Annotated in this window: 16 protein-coding genes and 4 pseudogenes; 6 read left to right on the forward strand and 14 right to left on the reverse strand. The window is 61.6% G+C overall.

All coding sequences use genetic code 11. The features are described 5' to 3' along the window. Positions 1-703: 703 nt before the first annotated feature. Positions 704-1,564 carry an SDR family NAD(P)-dependent oxidoreductase gene (locus JOZ76_RS11375; protein ID WP_291698731.1) on the reverse strand — a complete coding sequence of 287 codons (861 nt, stop codon included), beginning with the start codon at positions 1,562-1,564 and terminating at the stop codon, positions 704-706. A gap of 39 nt (positions 1,565-1,603) precedes the next feature. Further along, entirely contained in the window at positions 1,604-3,844 is a 2,241-nt protein-coding gene (locus tag JOZ76_RS11380; protein ID WP_291698732.1) for an adenylate/guanylate cyclase domain-containing protein, read from the reverse strand. Positions 3,845-5,109: 1,265 nt separating this feature from the next. Between JOZ76_RS11380 and JOZ76_RS11390 the strand changes: the two genes are divergently transcribed. From JOZ76_RS11390 to JOZ76_RS11400, 3 genes are all read left to right on the forward strand, one after another. Beyond that, a complete protein-coding gene (locus JOZ76_RS11390) occupies positions 5,110-5,331 on the forward strand; it encodes a hypothetical protein (protein ID WP_291698733.1) in 222 nt (73 codons plus the stop codon). A gap of 72 nt (positions 5,332-5,403) precedes the next feature. After that, the gene (locus JOZ76_RS11395) at positions 5,404-6,306 is read left to right on the forward strand and encodes a hypothetical protein (protein WP_291698734.1); all 903 of its coding nucleotides are present in this window, start codon (positions 5,404-5,406) and stop codon (positions 6,304-6,306) included. Further along, positions 6,264-6,911, forward strand: a complete 648-nt coding sequence (locus JOZ76_RS11400; RefSeq protein ID WP_291698735.1) for a tyrosine-type recombinase/integrase — start codon at positions 6,264-6,266, stop codon at positions 6,909-6,911. Before JOZ76_RS11395 ends, JOZ76_RS11400 begins: the two co-directional genes overlap by 43 nt. 218 nt (positions 6,912-7,129) lie before the next feature. On the opposite strand, the gene JOZ76_RS11405 is transcribed toward JOZ76_RS11400, so the two are convergent. The 3 genes and pseudogenes from JOZ76_RS11405 to JOZ76_RS38200 all read right to left on the reverse strand — a co-directional run. Further along, positions 7,130-7,546 (reverse strand): hypothetical protein, encoded by a 417-nt coding sequence (locus JOZ76_RS11405; RefSeq protein WP_291698736.1) that lies wholly within the window; start codon positions 7,544-7,546, stop codon positions 7,130-7,132. Positions 7,547-7,612: 66 nt separating this feature from the next. Further along, positions 7,613-7,714 (reverse strand): annotated as a pseudogene (locus JOZ76_RS11410) (hypothetical protein); the annotation flags it as partial. Positions 7,715-8,019: 305 nt separating this feature from the next. After that, positions 8,020-8,814, reverse strand: a pseudogene (locus tag JOZ76_RS38200) (DEAD/DEAH box helicase); the annotation flags it as partial. Positions 8,815-8,930: 116 nt separating this feature from the next. Between JOZ76_RS38200 and JOZ76_RS11420 the strand changes: the two are divergent. Both JOZ76_RS11420 and JOZ76_RS11425 read left to right on the forward strand, forming a co-directional pair. After that, positions 8,931-9,137, forward strand: a pseudogene (locus tag JOZ76_RS11420) (2-oxo acid dehydrogenase subunit E2); the annotation flags it as partial. A 488-nt stretch (positions 9,138-9,625) separates the two neighbouring features. Continuing rightward, on the forward strand, positions 9,626-11,275 hold the full coding sequence (locus JOZ76_RS11425) for a hypothetical protein (protein WP_291698737.1): 1,650 nt from the start codon (positions 9,626-9,628) through the stop codon (positions 11,273-11,275). A 40-nt stretch (positions 11,276-11,315) separates the two neighbouring features. Here JOZ76_RS11425 and JOZ76_RS11430 read toward each other — a convergent pair whose 3' ends face one another. The 9 genes and pseudogenes from JOZ76_RS11430 to JOZ76_RS11465 form a co-directional block, all read right to left on the reverse strand. After that, entirely contained in the window at positions 11,316-12,683 is a 1,368-nt protein-coding gene (locus tag JOZ76_RS11430; protein WP_291698738.1) for a sensor histidine kinase, read from the reverse strand. Beyond that, positions 12,680-13,342, reverse strand: a complete 663-nt coding sequence (locus JOZ76_RS11435; protein ID WP_291698739.1) for a response regulator transcription factor — start codon at positions 13,340-13,342, stop codon at positions 12,680-12,682. The genes JOZ76_RS11430 and JOZ76_RS11435 overlap by 4 nt, the downstream gene beginning before the upstream one ends. 736 nt (positions 13,343-14,078) lie before the next feature. Beyond that, complete coding sequence (locus JOZ76_RS11440) at positions 14,079-14,780, reverse strand: transporter (RefSeq protein WP_291698740.1); 702 nt, start codon at positions 14,778-14,780, stop codon at positions 14,079-14,081. 123 nt (positions 14,781-14,903) lie between these two features. Then, the gene (locus JOZ76_RS11445) at positions 14,904-15,707 is read right to left on the reverse strand and encodes a COG4705 family protein (protein WP_291698741.1); all 804 of its coding nucleotides are present in this window, start codon (positions 15,705-15,707) and stop codon (positions 14,904-14,906) included. Between the two features lie 275 nt (positions 15,708-15,982). After that, positions 15,983-16,147: a hypothetical protein gene (locus JOZ76_RS11450; protein ID WP_291698742.1), complete on the reverse strand. Its 165-nt coding sequence runs from the start codon at positions 16,145-16,147 to the stop codon at positions 15,983-15,985. Continuing rightward, positions 16,125-16,802, reverse strand: coding sequence for a PepSY-associated TM helix domain-containing protein (locus JOZ76_RS11455; protein WP_366938562.1), 678 nt, complete (start codon positions 16,800-16,802; stop codon positions 16,125-16,127). The genes JOZ76_RS11450 and JOZ76_RS11455 overlap by 23 nt, the downstream gene beginning before the upstream one ends. Then, positions 16,783-17,094: pseudogene (locus JOZ76_RS38205) on the reverse strand (PepSY domain-containing protein); the annotation flags it as partial. The gene JOZ76_RS11455 and the pseudogene JOZ76_RS38205, both read right to left, overlap by 20 nt. 142 nt (positions 17,095-17,236) lie before the next feature. Continuing rightward, positions 17,237-17,761, reverse strand: coding sequence for a hypothetical protein (locus JOZ76_RS11460; RefSeq protein ID WP_291698743.1), 525 nt, complete (start codon positions 17,759-17,761; stop codon positions 17,237-17,239). A 362-nt stretch (positions 17,762-18,123) separates the two neighbouring features. Then, complete coding sequence (locus tag JOZ76_RS11465) at positions 18,124-18,612, reverse strand: hypothetical protein (RefSeq protein ID WP_291698744.1); 489 nt, start codon at positions 18,610-18,612, stop codon at positions 18,124-18,126. A gap of 927 nt (positions 18,613-19,539) precedes the next feature. On the opposite strand from JOZ76_RS11465, the gene JOZ76_RS11470 reads away from it, so the two are divergent. Continuing rightward, positions 19,540-20,811 (forward strand): aminotransferase class I/II-fold pyridoxal phosphate-dependent enzyme, encoded by a 1,272-nt coding sequence (locus tag JOZ76_RS11470; protein ID WP_291698745.1) that lies wholly within the window; start codon positions 19,540-19,542, stop codon positions 20,809-20,811. The last annotated feature ends 580 nt before the right edge of the window (positions 20,812-21,391 follow it).

Consider the following 21,391-nt stretch of genomic DNA (forward strand, 5'->3'; position numbering starts at 1 on the left):
CTAGCGCGCATTCCACAAGCGCTCTCAGATTAGGGGCAGCGGAAGGGAGCCCACTCGACCCGCGTGGTTCGCGCATAAGACCGCTGGGGCGGAGACGCCGCTTCAGTCAGTTCAGCGGCGGCAGCAGCCTTTAAGCCATTTTTTTGAAACCACCAGCCTTTTTTGGCCAAGGGGCCCACCTCAAGAAAGGGGACCCGTTTTCGAACGGCAGCCGTACCAAAGTCGTCCTTGCGGACTGTCCGTAATTCGGTCACTCCGCGAACAGTTGAGTTGCGACGGCCTGCCATCGCGATAGAAGCTAGACTAGGTCGGCTCCTAAATTGAAAAGCGACCACCTGTTCGAATGCTATCCGTCGTCATGCTCGGAGAACCGAGGACGATGAGTAGGCCATTCGCACGAGCGGCTCGCAGGATTCAAAACGGCCAGCGCGACCTTAACGAAATCGCCGACCATACGCACGAGAAGTACAAAGGTTTTCAAGAACAATCCATTCTTCGCGCCTTTCTTAGGGCTATTTGGCCGATCCGAATCTCTCTGGAGTGCAAACCTCTGCGAAGCAGCCGGACGTGTGCCAGGATGTTTGGTGAACGTACCTGCTAACTCGATTCGTGAAGCACCGTAACTTTCGCTCTCGTGAATGCCGCTGGACTTTGCACTTGATACCGCTGAGTGGCCCCCCCCGCGCGGCCGAGTCAGGCCCGACTAAGCGCGCAGCGCGGCGGCCACTTCCGGACGAGTCGCAGGCTCGTGGAGCGACGCCCTATCGAAGGCGGCCATGATCTGATCGAACCGGCCGGCAACGACGTCGCGCACTTCCGGATGCGTTAGGATGTAGAGATCGTTGCTCCTGATACCGGCGAGCACGCGGTCGGCCACGAAGGCGGGATCCAGTCCGGCCTCGACGAGGGCGGCCATCTGCGGGTTGGCGGGCGCGTCGTCGGCTTCGCCGAAACGGGACGGCCGGTTTCTGGCGCTGGTCGCGATGCGGGTGCGCACGAAGGCGGTGCAAAGCACGCTGACCCCAATGTCGGTGCCGGCGAGCTCGGCGGCGAGGGTTTCCGTAAGCGAGATCACGGCGGCCTTGGTGGCGTTGTAAGGCGCTATTCCGGCCGGCCCCGCCAAGCCGGCCATGGACGCTGTGTTGACGACGTGGCCGCCCTCGCCGTGCGCCTTGATGTGCGGCAGGAACGCTTGGATGCCGTGGACCGCGCCCATGAAATTAACGCCGATCAGCCAATCCCAGTCCGCTTCCGCGATGGCCTCGACGGGGCCGCCGATCCCAACGCCAGCATTGTTACAGACGACGTGGACCTTGCCGAAGGCCGCGAATGTCTCCTCGGCGGCGTGGATGACCGAGGTGCGGTCCGAGACGTCGCAGGCAACCGCCCGCGCGTCGGCGCCGGAATCCTTCAGGTCGCGCAAGGCAGCGTTGAGCGCGCCCTGCTCGATGTCCGCGAGCATCACCTTCGCCCCCTCCGCGGCAAGGGCGCGGGTTAAAGCGAGGCCGATGCCGCTGGCTGCGCCGGTCACGAAGGCGGTTCTTCCGTCGAAACTTCCGATCATCTTCGTTCCTCCCTTGTTTGGACGGCGTTTGTCGGACCGTCAGGCGGACCACCACCACCATCCGCTCAACATGATCCGGTTGCGCAGCTCCACCGTGCGCGGGGCGCGTGGCGGAAGCGTCTTGACCAGCGCCATCGCCCGCTTGAGGTGCGCGGTCGCCTCGATGTTGTTGGAGGCCGCGGTGGCGCGGGCGGACGCCGCGATGTAGAGGTCCGCCGCCTTCTCGGTCTGGCCCGCCTCGGCGCAGTGATGGGCGAGCGTCTCCGGCTGGCGCACCGGGATCTCCGGGAAGTCAGATTCGAGCGTCGCGGCGATGCGCGCATGCAACCGCTGCCGCTTCTCGCGCAGCATGGTGCCGTAGGCGGCGTCCTGTACCAGCGCGTGCTTAAACGTGTATTCGGCGTCGGGCGGGGCGCCGCGCCGGAAGATTAGTTCGGCGCTCTCGAGCCGTTCCAGAGAGCGCGCCAGCAGCGGCGGCGGAAGCTCCGCGACCGCGGCGATCAGCTCGTAGGAGAATTGGCGGCCGATCGCCGCGCCGAGCTGGGCGAGGTCGCGCGTTTCCGGCATTCGGTCAAGGCGGCCGAGCAGCGAGTCGAGCAGCGTCTCCGGGATCGCCGTCCGTCCGACTAGGGCGGTCGCGAGATACGCGTTGCTGCCGGCCTTCCTGACCAGGCCGCTCTCGAGGACGGTCTTGGTCAGCTCCTCGACGAACAGGGGAACGCCGTCGGCGCGGTCCAGAATCTGGCTGGCAATCTCCCTGGGCAGGACCCGGCCGCCCGTGAGATGGGAGATAATGGCCGTGCATTGCTCGGACGGCAGCCTGCCGAGGCCGAGCAGATCTACCTGGGGACGGTCGCGCCACGGTGGGGCGAATTCGGGGCGGAACGTTAAGACGAGCAGGACACGCAACGCGTCCAGCCGATCGACGAGGAGGTCGAGCAGGGCGCGCGTGGTCGGATCGCTCCAGTGCACGTCCTCGAATATCATCAGCACGGGACATCGCGCGGCCAGGCCCTCAATCAGCGTCAGCGGTGCTTCGAGCGTCCTCGCCTTGCGCACCGGCGGCGGCAGGTCGATGGCCGGGTGGCGGTCTCCGGGCGCGATGCCGAGGAGATCGGCCAGCAGCGGCAGGACTTCGCGCGGGCTGTCGGTCGCCTGCGCGATCACGGCTTCCAACTTGGCGAGGCGCACGGCGTCAGCGTCAGCGCGGCGGATGCCCGCGGCGTGGTTCAACTGCCCGATCAGCGGGTGCAGCGCGCTGTCCTGATGATGCGGGGAGCAGAAATAGCGCAGGCGCGCATGCCGCTCCGGGGCGGAGAGCTCCAGAAGGACTTGCGTCAGGCGGGACTTACCCACCCCCGCCTCTCCCGACAGCAGCACGACGCGTCCCTTTCCCGCCTTCGCCTGCTCCCACCGGCGCAGGAGCAGCGAGGTCTCGTCGTCGCGGCCGACGAGCGGCGCGCCAGCGGCGCGTAGCGCCTCGAAGCGGCTTTCGGCAGCGTCGCTCCCAAGCACCTGCCAGGCCCGCACGTTGCGGTCGAAGCCCTTGAGCGGGACCATGCCGAGGTCGCGGTATTCGAACAGTCCGCCCGTCAGGTCGCGGGTGCCGGATGCGATGACCACGGCTCCGGGTGCGGCCAGCGCCTGCAGCCTGGCTGCGAGGTTGGGGGTTTCTCCGACGACTGCCTGCTCCTGCGCCGCGCCGGTTCCGAGCAGGTCGCCGACGACCACGAGGCCGGTGGCGATGCCAACCCGGACGCCCAGCGGCGAACCAGCGGGGGTGTCCAGGAGGGGCACGGCCTCGGCGAGAGCTAGGCCCGCGCGCACCGCGCGTTCGGCGTCGTGCTCGCTCGCCTGCGGATAGCCGAAATAGGCCAATACGCCGTCGCCCATGTACTTGGCGACGAAGCCTCCCTCGCGCTCGATCGCTTCCGCGCAGCACCGGTGATAGGACCCAACGGCGACGCGCAGATCTTCGACGTCGAGCCTGGTCGACAGCGCAGTCGACGCGACGAGGTCGCAGAACATGATTGACAGATGACGGCGCTCGGCCTCGGTCTGTGGTTTGGGACCGGGACGCGCGTCGGCGGGCCGAAGCTCGGCGATGCCCGTCAGTAGCCTGCGGCGGTGACCGAGCGAGATGATCCCGATCTCCTTCAGATCCAGGTCCGTCAGATGAGGCAGCATCGACATGTCGATGTCGTTCCGGGCGAAGCACGCCGCGTATTCGGCAAGGCCGACCGCCATCAACCATTCGGGAACCGACGTTGGCTGGGACATCCCGGTCCATCCCGCGGTTTGATCCTTTGTGATTTTAGCATTCTCTCCAGTAATGGCTATCCACCGCGGCAGGGAGGGCGAGCGGGACCTGTTTTTGACCTGTGGTCCGGCGGGGTTCGATTCCGCTCACCCGCAAATCGGCCCGCCTCGGAAGATTTGATGTGGCTTTCTTCGAACGGTCTTCGCCGTCCGCGTGGTCGTATCAGGCAGTGCGCCTCGTTTCCTCGCCGGAGCCGCATCGCCTGACCAATAACGCCGCGGGTGCGAGCAGCGAGATCGCACTCGGCCGGCAAGGCGTGGTTATTCGCCGGCACCGATCGCGGCGGTAAACGCGCGCCCATGATTTACGAATTCACCGCCAAGCTCAACAGCGTCGACCTCCGGCCTGGTAGCCAACGTCACCCGCATCAACGACCCCAGATCTAGGCGCTCGACGATTCCAGGGTCGTTACCCTCAGGATGCTTTTGGATGAGGGTGAGGGATTCGAAATGACTTGGCTGACAACCCAACGTGTCTCGTGGATTCGGGCACGATACCAACTAGAGCTGGTATAGAGGTCCGGAGAAAAATCCGTTCTCCAAGGCCAATCGGGGCTTGCCTGGCCTGCCCGGTGGTATTCTCCCGCGCAAAAACCCTGGCAAAACAGCCGGATTTGCAGGGGTCTTGCGCCCAGGATTTGCGGAGACTCATGTTGGCTGGCGGAGCGAGTGGGATACGAACCCATAGTGCAGTACGCGCGATCAACATCGCCCTGACAAGGCAGCGCTCGCTAGTCGCTTGCTGAGCCGTAAACGGAAAGTTAAGTTTCGAAATTCGGGCATCGAATTTAGCCGAAGACTCTGCGCTTGGAATCGCTCCATCCTGGCGTCATGTCCAAGAGCCTAATCATCCCGGACAGCCGGATTTATGTGGTGGTCGCACTGGTGGCGGCCTCGTCGATCAATGCTTTCGTGCTATTGGCGATGCTATAAGATTTTGTGGTGAAGGTTCGGACAGTGGATCTGAGATAATCCGCACAAGGCCCTGGGATTGTACAGAAATGAGGACCAGCAGCGATCCAAGTTGATGGGTCATTCGAGCTGCCCCGATATCTGAATTGCCCATCCGATTTCCACGCCAAGCTAGCCGGATGTCCGATGGAGAGCTCGCCACTCTTGCGTCCGCGGCTTTCTCCGTTTTGCATACCTGAGGTTGCAGCTCCACCGGAGCTGCCGCCGGCTACGACCAGCGGACCGGGTGAATTCACAGGGCTATGGAGCTCCGCATGCCGCGGCGTCCCGCCAAGGTCACACAAGCAGACATTGCCCGCGCGATCCGCGCCGCCAAAGAAACCGGCGCGGGCGAAGTCACTATCGATGGAGAAGGCGTCATTCGGATCGCCTTGGCGCCAGGCGCAGCGCCAATCAAGCCCACAAGCGGCCACGACAAGGAATGGACGCCGTCCGAAGCGTTACAGCGTTTCCTGAAACGCACCGAAAGCGGGTGAAACGCACCTTATACAATTGATGCGGAGTCACCGCATCGCTAGACTCCAAGCATTGGTCCGCGGAGAACGCCAATGCTTGAGTCAGACAAACGCAATCCTCGCGCGCCCGAGGATCGGCGAATGTATCTCTATTTCAATTACTCCGAGTCCGGCTCACTGCGCTGGTACGTGAAGGTCAGCCGCAAGGGCCGCAGGATCGGGATCAGTGGGGACTACGGAACGCCAGCGTTCGACGCGGCCTATGAGGCCGCCCTTGCGACGCTCGGAGGGGTGCTGCGCATGCGTCGCGTCAGAGGCACGGTGAAGCCGGACCAGCCCGAGCGCCGCTATCTTTACGTCGACATCAGCCAGCGCGGTCAGTTGCGCTACTACGTGCAATTGCGCAACAAGCTGCCGAAGATCCGGATCAAGGCCGAGTTCGGCACGGCAGATTTTGACACCGAGGTTGCGGGGGCAATCGCCGCGCAGATCGCGCTCTACGGCAACGAGGGTGATTACATCAATGCACAAAAACAGCGGAACGAAGAGCGCCCTGCCCTGCCAACAACGCCGGCGCAACCCGGCAGCCTGCGATGGTACTGGAACGGCTACAAGCACAGCGATCACTGGCTCGGAGATCTCAGTGTCGGCCAGGAGGGCCTGGCGGACTCAACACGGCTGCAGCGCACCGGATTGATCGAGAGCCTGATGGTGGAGAATGGAGAGAAGCCGTTCGCGGTGCTGACGCGCAAGGTGATCAAAGCGGAAATGAAGGCGCGCACACCGTCTCAGGCCGGCAACCTTCTATCGGCGCTTCGCGGGATGATCCGCTGCATGATCGACGAGGGCCACCTCAAGAGGACGACGATCCGACGATCGGCGTTCGCTCCGGCAAGGCGAAGGCCTCACGCGAGAGCGGCGGGTTCGTCCCGTGGAATGAGGACGATATGGCGATGTACCGGGCGAAATGGCCGCTCGGCACTGAGGCCCGGCTGATGTTCGACATCCTCCACTACACTTTTCTGCGGCTCGGCGACGCGCACCGCTTCGGGCCGCCGCATCTGCGCCAGATCGTGCGGAAGATGGCCGTGCAGATCGCAACCGAAAAAAGCCGAGGCAACACCACCGTCACGGTTCCGGTCCATCCCGAGTTTGCGGAAAGCCTGCGGGCGGCGCGCGCGGCCGGCATCAGCGGCGCCGAGGTCTTCACCGGCAAGAAGTTCAGAGGCCGCGTGTTACCGATGAACAAGAAGGCGCGGGCAATGAAATTCAAGAAGTACGCGGTGCTCGCCGGCGCCAACGAGCCGAAGAAGAGCTGCCATGGCGTGCGCAAGGCACGCGCTGAGGTCGCCGCTTACGCCGACTGCACCGAGAGCCAGATGATGGCGATGTTCGGCTGGACCGATCCCAAAATGCTGGCGCATTACATCGCGCAGGCAAACCGCGAGAAGCTCGGGATCAGCGGCATGGAGAAGATCGTGGCGTTCGATCAGAGCCAGTCACTGGATGATTTCATGGAAGTGCCGGAGGCGAACAGCATGGCAACGCCGACAGCGAACGGAGTGGTAACATTCCCGTGTAACATTCGGAAAAAAGCTTAGAGAAATCAACGCCAAACGTGGGTTTATGGTGCGCTCGGAGGGCGGTCGCATTTACTGCAAAATCAATGGGTTGCCAGGATCTATCAAACCATAAGGTGCATTTCAAAGCTAAAAGTATCTTTCGAAAGGCGCCCTATGCCATTGTCGGGGGTTCGAGTCACGAAAAGCCGCCTGAGGGCATTCTCTCTGGCGTCAGGCAAGATTATAGGGGATCCCTGTCAGGCAGCCTGCGCAGCCGCCGTCTCAAGCGAGACGAATAGGACCGGACGGTCTTGGCCCGCATCGATGTAAGTAAACTCATCGCCCGGCGCGGCTTTGGCGAGCGCCTCGGCCAAGGTCGTCTTCACATGCAAAAAGCCATTGATCGGATCATTATCCGTGCTGCTGATCGTGTAAAATTCGGGCCGTGAAGGCTCCTTGTCCAAGTGCCGGATGATGACGCGGTCGCCGTGCCGGAGCTGGTACTGGGGCTCATCGCCTGCCGCGGTGCCTTGCTCCGTACCGATAAACTCCGAGATGATGTCCGCGCCCGGCACTTCATCCCCTCCGGGCGTGCGCAGGTCAGCCGCCCGGACCGTCCGGTGTTCGGAGTAGCCTCGGCCGGAAGCCGCCTGCTGAAGCGGCTTGATCTTCATGCGATCAAGGGTAGCGAATAGGTCCTCGATGACGCCTTCAGGATCAAGGCTAAAGTTCGAGCCAAAGCAACGCCAGAACATCCAACCGACCCGCTCAAGGATCCGCTGGCGGCGCATGTCATCGGCCCAGCGCTCGGGGCCGTGATATCGGTCCCCGTCACATTCGATCGCAAGCCTTCGCCCGCCCTCGCTTCCACGACCATGTCGATTGAGAAGCCAACGGAGCCAACCTGCGGCGTGACGTGATAGCCGCGATCGACAAGCGCGCGGAACACAGACTTCTCAAACTCTGACTGGCAGAGATCGATCAGCTCGGCCGTCGGGCTCCCGACCTTTGGCATGGGGTCGCGGAAATGCGCAATGACCTTGGCCTTGAGGTCGTTTGGGTTCAGCTCCTCTTCTCGAACCGAACGCACGAGGATCATGCGGTCGCGCGCGCGCGACAGGGCGACGTTATAGCGCTGCTGGTATTGCGTGGAGGTCTGTGCCTGCTTGCGCGAACGGTCGGCAACCATGGATATGAAGACAATATCTCGCTCGTCACCTTGCATTGTGGCGCCGTCGCCACACACAATGCGGTGGCGGACCATGGCTCCTTCGCCGATCCGCTCCATCAAGAGCTTCTGGATGAAAAGCGCCTGATCGGCGCCGATGAGCGAGATCACCCCTATCGAGCGCGCGGGCGACGGATGGCCCTCGGTGGCAGGCGCCGTTGCTTCGACAATCTTCTCGATCTCGGCGAGGATGACTTCGGCTTCGGCCGGATTGACCTTCGATTTCCCGCGACGCTCCCCGTCCTCCACGTACAAATCGATGAGCGGCGGATCGAGCCTCGCATGGGGCTTGGGAATCCGCAGCGGGATGAGGTTTTCATTATAGAACTGCATCGAGAACCGAATGATCGGCTCGACGCAACGGAAGTGTTCTTTGAGCATGACGAACTTGGCGGGGAACATGACGCGCGCGAGATCGTAGATCGACGCGCCCGGTTCGACCTCCGCACGGAACGGAAATTCGCTGAGGAAATTGTGGCGTAGCCTCGCGATGTTGGCGATCGACAGGAATGCCGAGCTGGGGCTCACCTGCCGGTCATCGCCCACGACGAGAACTTTCTTGCCGCGCAAGAGCGCCGGCAATTCCCGCGCATCGGACTGCGAGGCTTCGTCGAGGATGACGAGATCGAAACTTCCGAGTTTTGCTGGAAGCTGTTCCGAGACGCGCCAAGTCGGCATGATCCAGCAGGGCACAGCATCGTAGCAGCCTTGCATGGCTTGACGCGCGTTCTGCCGATGCAGAACGGCACGCTGTCCTGTCCCGGCACCAAGCCGCCGGATGATGTTCGCAAACCGGATGGCTGTGAGGTCCAAGGGGAAATCACTCGAGCCGCTTCTCGAGGAAGGCCCGCCATCGTCGGGCTCTACGGCGAACGCCGCCGCGATGTCGTGCTATCGCGATCACGTCGCTCGGGGCGTTGGGTGGCCGCGCGACGACGCCCGTCATCGATCATCCGGAGGTGGCGATCGTTGGCGTCAACCGGATTGCGATCCGTCCTCAAAGCGAACAGGATCGCAGTTTGGCGTGCAAATCGTAGTTTTGGCAGGGGAGAGAATCGAACCGCCGACCCGAACAATCGGTTCTGGTTCTGCAGTATGCCATCTTGCGTCTGATCCCGTCAAGCAGGCCGCCACGAAGATTTCAGACCGCCTGGCCTTGGCCCAGTTCAGTAACGTTGAAGAGGCCAGCGCCAAGGAACCCCAGCCGTCTCACCGGCCGACTGACGACACCGAGGATAAGTCAGAAGCGGCTTCATCTACGAGGCGCCTCGCCGCGAGTCGCGCGCCGCGCCATGTTGGCTTCCTTATTCACCGAACGTTCAACTGCCCCGTCTTTTGCTAGGACAACAAGCCTTCTACAGATGGTCCAAGTGTGAGCATGCTCGACACAATCGGATCTGAGCTTCATGTTTGCCTGGGAACGTCGCGCCTCTGTTGCGCAGTCGCGACGTTACTGCTTCTGCTGGCCGCCGGATTGGAAACGACAGCTTTGGCCCAGGCTAAACCACCTTGATCGGAGAGTCCGATGTCCCGCCCCTTCGCTCCTCCGCACATATGGCAGCTGCTTGTGATCGCACTCACAAGCCTTTCGTCGTCGCTGTGGGATCACGCTTCGGCGGCGCCGCCACCACAGGCAGGGCACGTGATTGGCGTCATCGACGACGTCCGTTACGAAGGTGACCAATATTACGCCTTCGGCTGGGCGTGCCAGCAAGGCAGCGGAGCGTCGATCGCCGTACACATCTATGCCGGGGGCGCGGCGGGCGGCAAACCGCCGGGCATCTTCGTGACGCCGGGCACCGCCGATCTTGCCAATGAGCCGGCGGTGGACCGCGAGTGCCACGATGCCGACGGCGGGAAGCATCGGTTCAAGATCGCGCTGCCCAACCAGCTGCTGCGAAGCTCTCAAAACAAGAAGATGTGGGCGCATGGGATTGCAGCCGTCGGCAATGTGGAGAATGCCGCGCTGGCCGGATCGGGCAAGTTTCAATTGCCGAGCCCGAAATGGCCGCCCGATCCGCCGACCCCGGCATTTCTCGATGGCCCGGCCGTGGCCGCCTTCGATACCAGAAAGGACTCTTGCGAGCTGACCGATATTCCCGATGCCGCCGCGCGCGCCTTTCGCGACTATAAGGGAACAGTCCATTTGATAGCGTCACATTCCGTGACGCGCCCCGGACTCGGGCCGACGCTCGATACGGCGAAGCACGATTGCCAGGTGGTCTACAAATCGCGCCACGATGGCAACCCGGCGAATTTCGACGACTATACCTGGCTCACTCAGTTCTACACGGCTGATGGCAAACAGATCGTGGCGCTCGGCCACATGGAATATCATGGCTGGGAACATGCCGGCATGTGCGCGGCAAAGACCGACACCGCCACCTGCTGGTACAACGCCGACACTTTTTTATTGTCCAACGACGGCGGCTATCATTTTGGCGAGGCCAAACCACCGTCCAACTACCTGCTCAGCCTTCCCTATAAATATCGGCCGAACAAGGGACCGGAAGGTTACAGCGTCGACAACAACATTCTAAAGGTCGGCGCGTGGTATTACGCGACGGCGTTCTCCTGGCCGTGGCCGCCGAACTGCGGCCAAGGCAAAGGCGAGACGCCCTGCCTCGTTCAGGACGGCACGTGCCCCATTCGCACCGCTGACATCATGGACCCGAGCTCATGGCGCGGCTTCGACGGTAAGGATTTTACGATCACCTTCGCCGACCCGTACAAAAGCGCGGTGACGAATCCGCAGGCCCATGTTTGCGTACCGGTGCCGTACCTCGATTTTGCCAATGGGATCAATTATCACGAACCATCGCATCTCTTTGTCGCGACGTTATGGAACCAGGGTTCAGGTGGCTTTGGGCCTGAAGGCGTTTATTTTTCCACTTCGGCCGATTTCATCCACTGGAGCAAGCCGGCGCTCGCCATCACCCGCAACCAGATGCTACGCCGCGAGCCGGAGGGGAGCTGGTCCTATATGTATTTCTCGCTCATCGATCCCAGCGCGAGCGATCCAAGCTTTGCGACGATCACCGATCATCCGTATCTGTATTACGTGCGCTTCGATGATAATCATGGTCCGTACCAGCGGGTCTTGTTCAGACAGAAGATCAAATTGGACTGGCTCATGAAAGCGGCCGCCGCACATCCGTCGCCGCCACGGCAATGAGGACCGCCCGATGGGCCGTCGCACGAGCACAGCTCCGAAATCAGCCGCTCAGCTGCGGCGCTTGGTTCTCTCCGCTCCCCTTCCCGGGCAATGATTCCGGATCGCGGGCAATCGGCAGCCGGACCGTGGCACGCAGTCCTGACCGGTCGATGCCCACCATGTTCTCCAGCGCAATTTTGCCACTCAGGCTGTCTACAATCCGCTTCACGATCGACAAGCCAAGACCCGTCCCTTCCCCCTCCGGGCACGAGCCGCGGAAGAACGGTTCGAAAATCTGATCCATGTCGGTCGATGCGATGCCGGGGCCGCCGTCCTCAACCTGCAGGATCGCCATGCCGCCTTCTCGATAGATTCCGATATCGATTGTTCCACCCGGAGGCGTGAAACGAAGCGCGTTCTCGAGCAAATTGCGGATGATTGCTGCGAGCATGCCCGGCTCGCTGCGCACCATGACTGGATCGACCAGCGCAAAGCCGAGGTCGATACTCCGTTCAGTCGCCTCGGGCAGCAGATCGGCCACGACGTCCTTCGCCACACAATCCAACGCTGCAACAGGCATTTCGGGGGGCTCCGATTGGCCTGCTTCATGCCGCGCCAGCGCGAGCAACTGTTCGAGGAGATGCTTGGTCCGGTGCATGCCCTGCTTGAGCGCGGCAGCGCGCTCTCGCGCGGGCTTCGGAAGCTCGACCGAGTCGAGATTCTCCGCCTGCAGGCTGAGCGCGGTAATCGGCGTCCGCAGCTCATGGGCGGCATCGGCGACGAAGCGCCGCTGCTGATCCATCAAGAGACCTGTTCGCCGCAAGAGCCGATTGATCGAGTTTATGAATGGATGCAATTCGCTCGGCATGTGCGAACGCGGCAGCGCGGTCATGTCGTCGGCGCGTCTCGCGTCGAGCTCTCCAGCGAGCCGAACCATCGAGCGCAGTGAGTGCGCGATGACGAGCGCCGTGACCAGCATCAGGCAGGGAATCAGCGCGGCTATCGGAAGCAGTGTGCGAAACGCCACGTCGCGCGCAGTTTCGTCACGAACAGCGGTCGGCTGCGCCACGGCGAACCGGCTGCCGTCGGATCGCGTTCGTAGCAGCACTCGGATTGTCTGATTGTTCCATGTCGCCAGTTGGAGACCATCCCTCAGCCTGAAGAGTTGTCGGTCGTCTGACGAGCCCCGCGACGTCTCTCCCAACTCGATGAGCCAGACCTCGGTGTCTTCCTCGACCCCTTGAAGCGGCTGGCCGCCCTTGAAGCTGCCAGCCTGGGCCAGGCTCGCGAGCTGGATGAGAATCGAGTCCTGCATTTCGATGGCCTCGCCGAAAGCCCAGCGGTAGGCGAACACGCCCCCGGTTGCACCGGTCAGGAGGATGATTGCGGTCATCCCGACGAAGAGCCGTCCGCGCAGCGACCTGATCATGACGAGCGGTCCACCATCCAGCCGACGCCGCGCACGTTGCGGATCGCCGTAGCTCCAAGCTTCCTGCGGATGGTGTGGATGAGGTATTCGATGGCGTTGCTCTCGACCTCTTCGTTCCAGCCGTAGATCTGCCGTTCGAGTTCGCCGCGTGACAGCACCATGCCCGGCCGCGTCAGTAGGGCCTGCAGCAGGGCAAATTCGCGCGCCGTGAGCGGTGCGCTCGTGCCGAGGAACGACGCTTCCCGTGTCGCCGGGTCGAGGCTCAGTTTGCCATTGCTCAAGAGCGTCGGAGAGCCGCTCCCCTCCCGCCGGAGCACGGCGCGCATCCGCGCCAGCAGCTCGCGGATCTCGAATGGTTTCACCAGATAGTCGTCCCCGCCGAGATCGAGGCCATCGATCCGGTCGTCGATGCCGTCGCGCGCGGTTACGATAATGACGGGGAGCCTCCGGCCCATCGCGCGCAATCGCCCAAGCACCTCGCGGCCGTCGGCCTTCGGTAGCCCAAGGTCGAGCAGGGCCAACTCGTAGGATTCGGTCTCCGCCGCGCGGATCGCGGTCTCACCGTCCGCAACCCAATCAACGGCATAGGCTGCATCTCTGAGCGCCTGCTGCATGGCCGCGCCGATCATCCTGTCGTCTTCGATCAGCAGAACTCGCATCGTCCCTTCCTTACCCGGCAGGCGCAGGCAAAGCCAGCAGTTATCGTGCTCCAAACTTAGCGCAGACTTAGGGCGATGCGGCGGCCGGCCTGAAGCCGCGCGCCGCCGCGGAGTGGCACACCGTCGACAAAGCGATCGATTCGCGCGCTCAAGGCTCTGCGCGCCGCGACGCCGGATGACAGTCAGCGAATTGTTGTGCTGATGGACTCGATCGGAAAATCGCGTGGCAAAGGGGACAGCAATCCGTTCTCAATCAATCCGTCTCCGCTTCGAATTGATCGGCATAGCCCCACATTGGAGCGGCCGGCGCCCGCTCCGAGATCAACTGAATTTGCCACGGTCCGTATTCGGCGAGAGGCATGGAAACGACATGCACTCTGCTGCCGGCCCCCGGTCGGGTACACGCAAGACTACGAATGCGGGCTCCGTCGTCCTGAGCCATGGCGACGATTGCCTTTCGGATTTGGAATGGCGTCTCACAGATCACAGTGCCGGGCTTCGTCCGATAGAAGGACGGCTTGAAGTCTGCCGTTTGAAGCGGTTCGCAATGGAGCCAAGCAGCTCCAACAACTGCAACCGCGATGCAAATCCCGAGTCGGCGCATGGCACACTCGCGGGCCGGGCCGGCGGCTCCGGCGGCGGACGGCCCAAGGAGCTACTTTACATCAAATTCAGAGGGGTACAGCCGATTTTTGTTGACGATGCCCGCGCAAACGCTCGGGGTTTGCTGCGCGATTTAGAACGTGAACAGGACGGAAGTGTACCAGGAGTAACGATTGGTCTCGTCCGCGTTCTCGATTCCACGCCCGAGATAGCCGAGCAGATGGACATTCTTGTTGAGGTCATAGCGCCAACCAGCGCCGACACTGGATGAGGCGGGGGTACCGTGGGCGTCGGCGGTCCGATGGAAAAGCTCGGCGCCGATCTGCAGTTCGGGTGTCAGCTGATACGTCAGAACAGCACCGGTCAAACAGAAATCCGCCCTGCGGATCGCACTGAACACGCATCCGCCGCCTCTGAAAGCCGACCATCCCGACTTCCAATCCTTCTCCACCCGCACGGGGAGCAGCAGCGAAGCGCTGTTGTCGCCTGTGATGTTCGAACCGCTGGGAAGGAAGAGACGTGGGAAGAAGGCGACGTCGAGACCGAATGTATCCTGATGCAGGAACCGGTATTTCGCCGCGAGTTCGACGTTGCTGGGGCCGAAACTGGCGCCGCCACCGGTACGCTGGGCAAATCCGCCGGGCAAGGTCGCCGTGAGTTGAAGGTCCGGCGCCGCACCGTAGTTGAAATCGATTCCGGTCTCGCCTGCCGTACCGTCACGGGTATTCGTCCCGTTGTTGAACGCATAGATTTCAAACTGGCCGGACGGCGTCGGCTCGGGATCGTCGGAGATGAAGGGCGGACCGGCATGCGCCGGCTCCGCCAGGGCGACCATTGCCAGAGCCGCACCGGCCCAGCCCAGGCGGAACCGAAAGTAATTCATCATAAGTCGTCAATCCGTTTGCCTGCGCCAAGTCCCCGAACGCGCTCGGCAGGGTTACAAGCATACGCTTGAGAGTCACCGCGCCGGCGCTGCCGCGCTGGATCCGGGGTGGCGCCCCGGCCGTTGCGGCAACAGCCAAATGAGCACTACGATGAGAGCGAGGATCACTGCCGACGCCAAAGGGCGGCTAAGGGCCAAGCCGCCATGGCTCATCGGCTTGTCCAGAAAATCTCCCGCCGTCGCGCCGAGCGGCCGAGTCAATATGAACGCCGCCCAGAACAGGAACACGCGGGAGATCGCGGTCCAGTAATACAAGCCCGCCAGCAAGGCGAGGCCCGCACCGAACACGAGAGCGCCTCCGTCATATCCCAAGCCGGTGCTGTCCGCCGTCCAGTCTCCGAGCGCCGTGCCGAGGGTCTGCGAAAACGTAATCGTCACCCAATAGAAGGTTTCCACCTTCGGGGTGGCAACGGTCTGCACGTTGATCGAGCCGAGAGTGAAGTACCAGATCGCGAGCGAGCCCAACACGCACGCCAGCAGGATCGAGGAGCCTCCGGTGTAGCCGATGCCCAATGAGCGATCGAAGAAATCGGCCATGGCGGTGCCGACGGTGGTCGAGGCCACGATCGCCAGCCAGTAAATCCAGGCGTTGAACTTTTTCGTCACTATCTGAGCGAGCACGGCCGCAACGAACACGGCAAGAAATATGCCGGTCCCGATTAGATAACCGCCGTTGTCGGGATTTGCGTCAGCGTGCAGCCAGGTCATCGTCACTGCGTCGCCGCCCGTTTCACCGAGCGTCGTGGCAAGGATTTTGATCACCCAGAAGCCGAGCGTCACCTCGGGGACCTTGCTCAGGATTTCGTGATCGTTTCGCATTGTGCCTCTCGATACGTTTACGCGGCGTGACGGTGAGATTTACCAATCAACGGCGACGCCTGTAGTTGCGAATCCCAACGCGGGAACCGCGAGAAAGAACCATATATTTTGGCCACCACGCGGCTCGGCGCGCGCGTCAAGCCGTTCTCCGCAGATTCGAGCATCGTGGCGCGAGACCTTCTCCCGCCCGGATCGGGCAAATCGCGGCGCGTCTACTCTGTCTGAGCGCCCAGACTTAGCTGACACTTAGGAGCCACGTGGATATTGGATGATGATCACGTTCGAGATTCCCGCCACCGTTGGAACGGCACCAGCCTGATCCGTTTTCCAAGGAAACTCGCAAGCCCGCTGGCACCGAGCAAGACGACGCCCAGCATCGCCGCGAGTTCAACGAGTTGGGCATAGATCCCGCCGATTTCACCGGCATTCAGCGCGGCCAAGAAGGCCACCAGTTTCTCTCCAAGGCTCGCCGCCGCGTAGCGCCGGAAGCTCAGGACGGCTCCACTCGTGCCATCGATAGAGATAAGAGCGTGCTTCCGCATGCGGCGCATCCGGCTCAATCATGTAGATGTCGACCGGGGCGCGCGGCTTCGCGGAGTAGCGGATGACCGTCATCACCGGATCGGGCACAAGCACGCGCGCCTGCTGCCACGCGGCCTCCATAGTGAGGCGTTGCACGCCGTCGGCCGCGGCCGCAAGCGGCACCGGCTCACGCTGCGGCGAGCCGCCGACCCAGCGGACTGCGGCTTCAGCCCAATCGAAAGCCCGCGACACGCCGGTTGCCGCAACGACAAGCACGACAATGCTCGTGTAAACGCCCGCGGTCAGATGCAGGTTGCGCACCCAGGCAAGGCCGCCGAGCCGCCGATCGAGGCGCAGGGCTCGCGCCCAGCTCGCCCGGCGACGTGGCCAGAACGCCACGATGCCTCCGACCACCAGCATAACGGCAAGCGTCAGCGCACACGTGCCGGGAACGGTGTCGATGGGCCGCTCGCCTTGCGCAAACGCCCACTTGTGGAGCTGTTCGAGCGTACCGAAGGTGCCGCCATAGCGGTCCTGCTCGCCGAGAACTGCGCCCCGTACAGGGATCGAGATAGAGCGAGGCGTTGTCGTCGAACCTGATCATGGTCGAGCGGTCGGCCGCGGACCAGATCGAGGCCTGCGAGACCCGGCCAGTCGGATGACGCGCCCGAGCTCTCTCGGCAAGCTCGTCGAGCGACAGTCGCGCCAGACACGATGGAACGACCATCAGATCGTGTTGCACTAACGGCTCCAGCTGCGGACGGAAGATCAGGCCGATGCCGCTTGCCGCCGTCAGCATGACCAGCGGCCCCAGGATCACGCCGCACCAGCGGTGCAGCTCAAGGATGCGTCGGCGCACGGACATGGTAGCTCTAAGCTGCGGGTTCCATCTTATTCAGTCGAGCTTCAGCCGCTGCGCGCGTACGACGCTCGCCGGCAATGGCAGGTAGTTGCCATTTTCCGCCACCGCCTGCTGCCCCTCCCGGCTCAGCACGTAGCGCAGGAACTCACTGAGCTTGGGATCGAGTGCCGCGCCGGGCTTGCGATTGAGATAGATGTACAGGCTGCGCACGAGGGGATAGCTGCGGCTCTCGAAGCTTTCCCGGCTCGGCGTTCCACTTGAAGCCCTGCAGGGCGCCGGATCGCTCGGCGCCAAAAATGCTGTCGAGCTGATCGAGAGTGAGCCGGGAGATCGGATTGTCCGGGTGGACGAGGATGACGATGCCGGGCGAGCGGCCCTCCACGTCATAGGTGCCGGATGCGACCGTGATCTCGGTCGCGTGATCACCAAAGGTCTCGAAGAACGACAGCATCTCCGTGAGCGCCGGTTCGCCGCCATCTGGTGCAAGGTCGGTCACTCCGGTCACCAGCGCCGGGAATGCGGCATCGCTCGTCGGCAGCTTGTCGTCGAAATTCACCGCCGGCTGATAGCGGCGGAACCCCTCCTCCCACAGCCGCAGCAGTCCGCCGAACCCGAAGCCGAAATTGCGGATCGTGCCGGATACCATCTGCTCCGGCTGGGCCGAGGTCATCCAGCATCTGCTGGCCGGCTATATAGAGGCTGCCGTCGGGATTGGTCTTGTTGGCGTACTCGCGCAGCTTTTCATTCCACTTGAAGCCGCCCGTGAATACGCGCGTGTGAAATTCGTCCGGAAAATTGTACTTGAGCGTGTAGCCGAGGATATGGATCGGCTTGTCTTTCCAGTCGCCGGTGAGACCCAGTTCGCCCCAGGTGCGGATGTTCTTTTCGGGTCCGCGGGCAACGGACTCGTCCCATCGCAATTCTGTCCAGCCGCCGGAGCGTTCGGCCCCGAAGATACCGTCGAGCTGTTCGAGCGACAGCTTGCTGATCGGATTGCTCTTGTTGAGATAGACGCCGATCGCCGGATTACGACTAGCTGCCCGTCACGGCGACGATGCCCAAGGGCTGGTAGTTGAACTCGCGCTGGAAGGCGAGACGCTCGGCATTGGTAATCTGCCGGCCCAACGGGCTCACGTCAGACACGCCGAACATGAGCGACTGGATCGCGTGCTGACTGCTCTTCAGGTGGAAGTCGAACTTGACGTCCGGGTGCCACTGCCGGAACTGGCTCGCCCAGTACTCGGCGAGCGGGCTGTCGGTGAAGTAGTTGGCGCCCCACATGCGGATGGTTCCCGACACGGTGCTGTCGGGCGTGTAGTGCGGCAGCCCCTCGAGATCGAACTTGTTGGTGTAGTAGACCTTGTCGCGTTTGGCGGCGATCATCTGGTCGCGCGCAACATCGATCGCGGTCTTCTCCTGGGCCGACGCGGCGTTGCAAGAGATCGGCACTGTCAGCAAGGCAAGTATCACTGCGCGGGCAACATCGCGCAACGCAAACACCCGGATCTCCCTTGTGCGCATTTGTCTATTCCCAATTGCGTTCAATTCGTCAAAGCGCTGCGATCGGCCGCTGTTTCGATCAGGATCGAACGGCAGGACAATTTCACAATTTGAGGGCAGAACCTGCAATGTTGTGGAGCAACACCTTCGTGCCGAATTCAAGATCCTCCCCGACAATACCCGTCCGGTAGTCGATCTAGTCACGCATCTGAATTGCCGCTGAATGCCACCTAAACGCAAATTCAGCTAGTCAGCGCGAGTTCGCCTGTGGCGATGCACAACAACACGGCGGCGGTGGCATGCCACTGCTGGATTTGCGCCGATGTGGCGGAGCTCGCGAAGCTGCACCTCGCGGACCCATGCCTCAGTACGAGGAACCTGAGCCAATCGCGCTTGATGATCGCATCGAGAACCTCGAAGCCGATCGGCTTCGTTACGTGGTCGTCTGTGGCGACCCCTTGCTCTCCAACCGCTACCACTAACGTCCCAACTGGCTACCGATCTCTCGGCTCTTGCCCCTACGCCGCGGATGGAGCGCTACGACTTTGTGCGTCGACCCATCGCGACATATTGCATGGCCGCACAATCTCGGTCGTATTGTGGGCAAAGCGCACTGGCATCGTCGTGCCACCAAGTTTATGGGTACACGGCCTAGAAAGACCTCGACTCCTAAGTGGAGTTATGTTGTAGGACGGCTGCGGGCGTTTCGGCGATCTCAGCGAAATCGCAAGGCTCATTGGGCGCCGCTGCTATCCCAATTGAGTAATCAGATTTAGGCTAATTCTGGCAGGTATTGATCTGTAGTGTGGTTCAGAAATCACTGAAAGCGAGCAAGGAAACTTAACCGCCGCGAGACCGTGAACTCGAGTGGAGCGAGCCGGCGGAACTCCGTATGGTCAATCGAAAATCACAACCCTGGTTTCGGGCCAGTAGAACTAAGGGGTCTGCTTGCAAGAATTTATCGAAATGGCCGAATGGCTACTCCACCAAAATCTCCGGGATGGCGATCCAGTTGAATCCTTGCCCACTCCGGCTTTTCAGGCCAATGGAAAAAAATACGTCTCCTTCAGCACCAACAATTACTTGTCAATCGCGACAAGTCCTCGTTTTACCGCCGCAGCGAGTCGAGGTTTGGAAACCTACGGCGTGGGAAACTGCGAGTCACGGCTGCTGAGTGGAAACCTTGCAGTTTACGGTGAGCTTGAGCACAAGCTCGCAGTCTGCAAAAAGAAAGACGCGGCTGTACTATTCGCGACAGGATATATGGCCAACTTGGGGGTGTTGTCGTCTCTCCCGCAGACGTCCAAATACGCGCGCATTTACGGATTTACCAGCGCTAGGGAATATACCTATGCTTATTTTAGCGATGAATTGAATCATGTCAGTATCCGCGAAGGCATCCGCATGTCCGGAGCCGCGCGGGCGACGTATCGTCACCTTGATCTCAATCATCTTGAAGGGCTTCTCAAGAAATCGACCGCGACAACCAAAATCATCGTCACTGATGGGGTCTTCAGCCAAGATGGCGATATTGCCCCCCTACCCGACTTACTGCAGCTCGCTGAGCTCTACGACGCGACGCTTTATGTAGACGATGCTCACGGGACTGGAATTCTCGGTGAAAACGGCGGTGGAATTTGCGAGCATTTCGGCATCACGAGCGCACGCATCATTTACATGGGCACGCTTAGTAAAGCCTATGGCGGGATCGGTGGCTTCATTGCCACGGAGGCACATATCGCCAAGATCATTCGTCTAGCCTGCTCGGCGTATGGATTCACGTCAGCATTGCCTCCGGATCAAGCGGTCGCCCTCAGCGAAGCGGTGGACATGGTCGTGGACGAACCTGAACGCCGTGCCCGCTTGTGGGAAAATCAGCGTTACTTCGTTACAAGGATGTCTGAACTGCCGTATCCGCTCGTCTCGACAGAGTCGCCGATTATCCCAATTCTGGTCGGAGATGAGGATGCCGCGGACGCCCTCGCACTGTCGCTTGGCGAATCGGGCATCCACGTCGATGCCGTTCGCTTCCCGGCGGTCCCCCTACGTAAAGCACGCCTTCGCATTCAACTAAATGCAGGGCATACCAGTCAGGATATTGACCAGCTCATCGACACGTTACGGGCGCACCAGCATGGCGCATCCACAGCCATTATGTCAACGCTAGGCATGACAAAAACAAAGCGTGACGAACTTGCAGGAAACGAGGCGCTCCACTAACTGCGCATAGATTATTTGCCGGACACGGCATTTCGCTCCTTCGGTCGAGAAGCGGATGCTCTATCGCGACCCCTACGGTGGTAGTTATCCGTATTGCAGCAGTGTCCGAAGTTGATTTTGGCGGTGTCTCAAGTTCATGGTTTACAGTTTGTGAATAAGTTTTGCGCAGACTGGTGCCCAAAGCGGAATCAACTCAACATGGGTTCCATGCCGGTCCCGACAGCACAGACGCTTGAGCAGATCGTCAGGTTGCAGCGAAGCTGGTGGCTGCAATATCTGATCGAATTCGCAAGGCTCCTTCTAAAGCAGTAAGGCTGCCTCGTCTGACAGCAGAGGCAGGGAACGCCGGTTTTCAGAGAAGAGGCAGATGGGGAACAGCGTCAAACCAGAGTGTCTAGTCTCCCACTGCGAGCATCCCCAAAAAGTAACCCCGCCGCACTGAGAACGCGACGGGGTTAAAGCGAGGCATGCGGTTGAAGGGCCCGCATGAAGCGGTCATAGCTGCCAATCGTAAAAGTTTCCACAAGTCGGTTGCTCCAATTTATCTGAGTATTCTAAGCGGACAGCGGGCAGAAGCTGA

The organism is Bradyrhizobium sp. (assembly GCF_019244115.1).
Classification (GTDB): Bacteria; Pseudomonadota; Alphaproteobacteria; order Rhizobiales; family Xanthobacteraceae; genus Bradyrhizobium.

Excerpts from the sequence above, each read along its gene's own strand:
- JOZ76_RS11375 (WP_291698731.1), bottom strand. The coding sequence starts at position 1,564 with ATGATCGGAAGTTTCGACGGAAGAACCGCCTTCGTGACCGGCGCAGCC.
- JOZ76_RS11380 (WP_291698732.1), bottom strand. The coding sequence starts at position 3,844 with ATGTCCCAGCCAACGTCGGTTCCCGAATGGTTGATGGCGGTCGGCCTT.
- JOZ76_RS11390 (WP_291698733.1), top strand. The coding sequence starts at position 5,110 with ATGCCGCGGCGTCCCGCCAAGGTCACACAAGCAGACATTGCCCGCGCG.
- JOZ76_RS11395 (WP_291698734.1), top strand. The coding sequence starts at position 5,404 with ATGCTTGAGTCAGACAAACGCAATCCTCGCGCGCCCGAGGATCGGCGA.
- JOZ76_RS11400 (WP_291698735.1), top strand. The coding sequence starts at position 6,264 with ATGTACCGGGCGAAATGGCCGCTCGGCACTGAGGCCCGGCTGATGTTC.
- JOZ76_RS11405 (WP_291698736.1), bottom strand. The coding sequence starts at position 7,546 with ATGAAGATCAAGCCGCTTCAGCAGGCGGCTTCCGGCCGAGGCTACTCC.
- JOZ76_RS11425 (WP_291698737.1), top strand. The coding sequence starts at position 9,626 with ATGTCCCGCCCCTTCGCTCCTCCGCACATATGGCAGCTGCTTGTGATC.
- JOZ76_RS11430 (WP_291698738.1), bottom strand. The coding sequence starts at position 12,683 with ATGATCAGGTCGCTGCGCGGACGGCTCTTCGTCGGGATGACCGCAATC.
- JOZ76_RS11435 (WP_291698739.1), bottom strand. The coding sequence starts at position 13,342 with ATGCGAGTTCTGCTGATCGAAGACGACAGGATGATCGGCGCGGCCATG.
- JOZ76_RS11440 (WP_291698740.1), bottom strand. The coding sequence starts at position 14,780 with ATGGTCGCCCTGGCGGAGCCGGCGCATGCCGGTCCGCCCTTCATCTCC.
- JOZ76_RS11445 (WP_291698741.1), bottom strand. The coding sequence starts at position 15,707 with ATGCGAAACGATCACGAAATCCTGAGCAAGGTCCCCGAGGTGACGCTC.
- JOZ76_RS11460 (WP_291698743.1), bottom strand. The coding sequence starts at position 17,761 with ATGACCTCGGCCCAGCCGGAGCAGATGGTATCCGGCACGATCCGCAAT.
- JOZ76_RS11465 (WP_291698744.1), bottom strand. The coding sequence starts at position 18,612 with ATGCGCACAAGGGAGATCCGGGTGTTTGCGTTGCGCGATGTTGCCCGC.